Raw genomic sequence first — 2641 nt, forward strand, 5'->3', positions numbered from 1 at the left:
TTGGCTCCCCTTGCAAGACTTGAACTTGCGACATACGGATTAACAGTCCGCCGTTCTACCAACTGAACTAAAGGGGAATTATTCTTAAAGCTTTAAAGAAATGGTGCCGACTACCGGAGTCGAACTGGTGACCTACTGATTACAAGTCAGTTGCTCTACCTACTGAGCTAAGTCGGCACATAATATTTCTTTGTGCTTTACTGTTGTTGTCTAGGACACCAACAAATAAATTGTGGTGCCCGGAGGCGGAATCGAACCACCGACACGAGGATTTTCAATCCTCTGCTCTACCGACTGAGCTATCCGGGCGACGAGGTGTATTAAACGTGTTTTCGCGTTCTGGGTCAACATTAAATTGCAAAAAAAGTATCGTTTGATGTTTTTCTATACTTAGTGGGTTGTTTTTGCTCATTTGGGGTGAAAAACCTAGGTCTAGCATGCCCTAATAGATAGTAAAACTACGGTTAACTACACTGAATGGGCGCCGAAATAAAAAAAGCACGTATGAAAACGTGCTTTTTTATTTGAAAAATTTCTAGAGAGTTTAGTGTTTTACTTCAAACCTATTAACCCAAGCTTCTAATTCATTAGAAAGGGAGGCGAGAGTTTGGGTACTGTTATGACTTTCTGTCACGACATTGCTCAGTTGGTTGCCGCTCTCTTCGATCATGTTGATACGCTTCGATATATCATCGCTCACCTGAGTCTGCTCAGCGGCCGCTGTTGCGATTTGATGACTCATTGATGAAATCGACTCTAATGCGACAACAATCTGTTGTAGTGCTTCAGAGGCGTTTTGAGACTCTGTTACGGTGCTTTCACTGGTCGCAGCACAAACTTCCATAGTTTGAATTGCGTTGCGAGATCCGTCTTGAAGGTTATTAATCATTAACTGAATTTCTTTGGTGCTTGATTGTGTTCGACCTGCAAGGTTACGAACCTCATCTGCTACAACCGCAAATCCACGGCCTTGTTCGCCAGCTCGAGCTGCTTCAATGGCTGCGTTAAGTGCCAACAGGTTAGTTTGTTCCGCTATATCACCAATCACATCCAATACTTTCGCAATGTTGTTTACATCGTTATCTAGGTTAGCGACAGCTTCACTTGCTGTGCCTAGTTGGCCTGCTAGGCCTTGAATGTTGTCTACTGTGTTGTGAATCAGTTGCTGGGTATGCTGGCTCTGTTTATCGGCCTCGTCGGTGTTGCGCGCGGTATCGCTAGCTGAATCAGCAACGTTATTGGCTGAAGAGGCCATCTCGGTCATTGCTGTCGCGATCATCTCTGTTGATTGCTGTTGGGTCTCTGTCAATTGAGCAATTGATCCAGCACGGTCTTCTACGCGCTGCAGTTCTCCCCTTAATGCTAGCATTGAAGCGTCCAGGTTTGATACCAACTCAGCCAGTGACTTACTCATTTGTTGTACGGCGTGGTAAATACTGCCGTCTGTCGCCTGAGTTTCGAAAGAAGTTTGAATTCGACCTTGTGCTACGGCTTGTACAGCTTCTCTTACATCTTTAGGTTCGCCACCAAGAAGCGCTAGCATGCGTTTAATAGATACAATTAGGCTCGATAGAATAAGACCAGCAATCACGACACAAAGGAACAGCTGCCATTGAGCGGTAGACCAGAAACGAGCGTTAACTTCATTGAACCCGATACCTGTGCCGACAACCCAGCCCCAATGTGGTGTTTTCTCTGCTATAGACAGTTTTTCTTCAATCGTTCCATCTGGCAGTTTTTGTGTCCAGGTGTACTCAATGATCTGGCCAGTACGATTACCAAGTACTCTTTGGATTAGCTGACCAACACTATTCCCGTTGCCATCTTTAAAGTCGTTAAAGCTGGTTCCGTGTAATTGAGGATCTAATGGTGTCGCGACAAACGTCATGTTTTCATCGGCTACGTAAACATATTCATTATCTTTATAGATGTTGTTACGTAGAAGGCGAGTAGCTAGTTGCTTAGCTTGCTCTTCTTCTAGAGTGCCATCAATCGCCATTTTTTCGACTTCAGTAAGGATGCTGTATGCACTCTTAAATAGCTCGGTCACGCGAGCTTTGTTGTCCATGTTGCTCGCGACTCTCAATGTCCATAAACCAGTAGCCGTCAGTGCTAGCAGGGCGATCAAGATGATGCCCGATAATAAGTAAGCTTGCGTTTTTAGTTTCATGTTTCCCCGCGCAGCGATTCAATAATTAGTATTAGGTATAGTTCATCGAATCTTAATCTAAGTCGTGTAGGGCAGATATTAGAAAGATATCAAAACATGATAGAGATTAAATTTTCGAAGAAAAAAAAGTAATGAAATGGGATTCTGTTTGTTTTGATATGACGGTTTACGGAATTAAGGGGGGATAACTTTTGGGAGGCGTTGGTTCCATTTAAATAGAGATGCTTTATAGAACTTAGAATCAGCTACTTTAGTCAGAGTATTGGAAGGATATAACTTAATTTATCGGGACTGATTAAGAGCTAATGTTGGGCTAATGTGTATATTGAATAGAGTTTGCTTTTGTTCAAACGAAAAAAAGCCAAGTCTTTCGACTTGGCTTTCTTGAATGTGGCTCCCCTTGCAAGACTTGAACTTGCGACATACGGATTAACAGTCCGCCGTTCTACCAACTGAACTAAAGGGGAATTA

At 43.2% G+C, this 2641-nt stretch carries 1 protein-coding gene and 4 tRNA genes; all 5 read right to left on the reverse strand.

Features of this window, described 5'->3' with window-relative positions:
• Nucleotide 1: 1 nt before the first annotated feature.
• Nucleotides 2-77 (reverse strand) — tRNA-Asn (locus QQ041_RS23995).
• Between the two features lie 24 nt (nucleotides 78-101).
• Nucleotides 102-177 (reverse strand) — tRNA-Thr (locus tag QQ041_RS24000).
• Nucleotides 178-233: 56 nt separating this feature from the next.
• Nucleotides 234-309: transfer RNA gene (locus tag QQ041_RS24005), tRNA-Phe, on the reverse strand.
• A gap of 235 nt (nucleotides 310-544) precedes the next feature.
• Nucleotides 545-2170: a methyl-accepting chemotaxis protein gene (locus QQ041_RS24010; RefSeq protein WP_061018839.1), complete on the reverse strand. Its 1626-nt coding sequence runs from the start codon at nucleotides 2168-2170 to the stop codon at nucleotides 545-547.
• Nucleotides 2171-2561: 391 nt separating this feature from the next.
• Nucleotides 2562-2637: transfer RNA gene (locus QQ041_RS24015), tRNA-Asn, on the reverse strand.
• Nucleotides 2638-2641: the final 4 nt, after the last annotated feature.

Source organism: Vibrio sp. TMPB1044 (assembly GCF_030442075.1).
In the GTDB taxonomy this organism is placed as follows: Bacteria; Pseudomonadota; Gammaproteobacteria; order Enterobacterales; family Vibrionaceae; genus Vibrio; species Vibrio satsumensis.

Excerpts from the sequence above, each read along its gene's own strand:
- QQ041_RS24010 (WP_061018839.1), bottom strand. The coding sequence starts at position 2,170 with ATGAAACTAAAAACGCAAGCTTACTTATTATCGGGCATCATCTTGATC.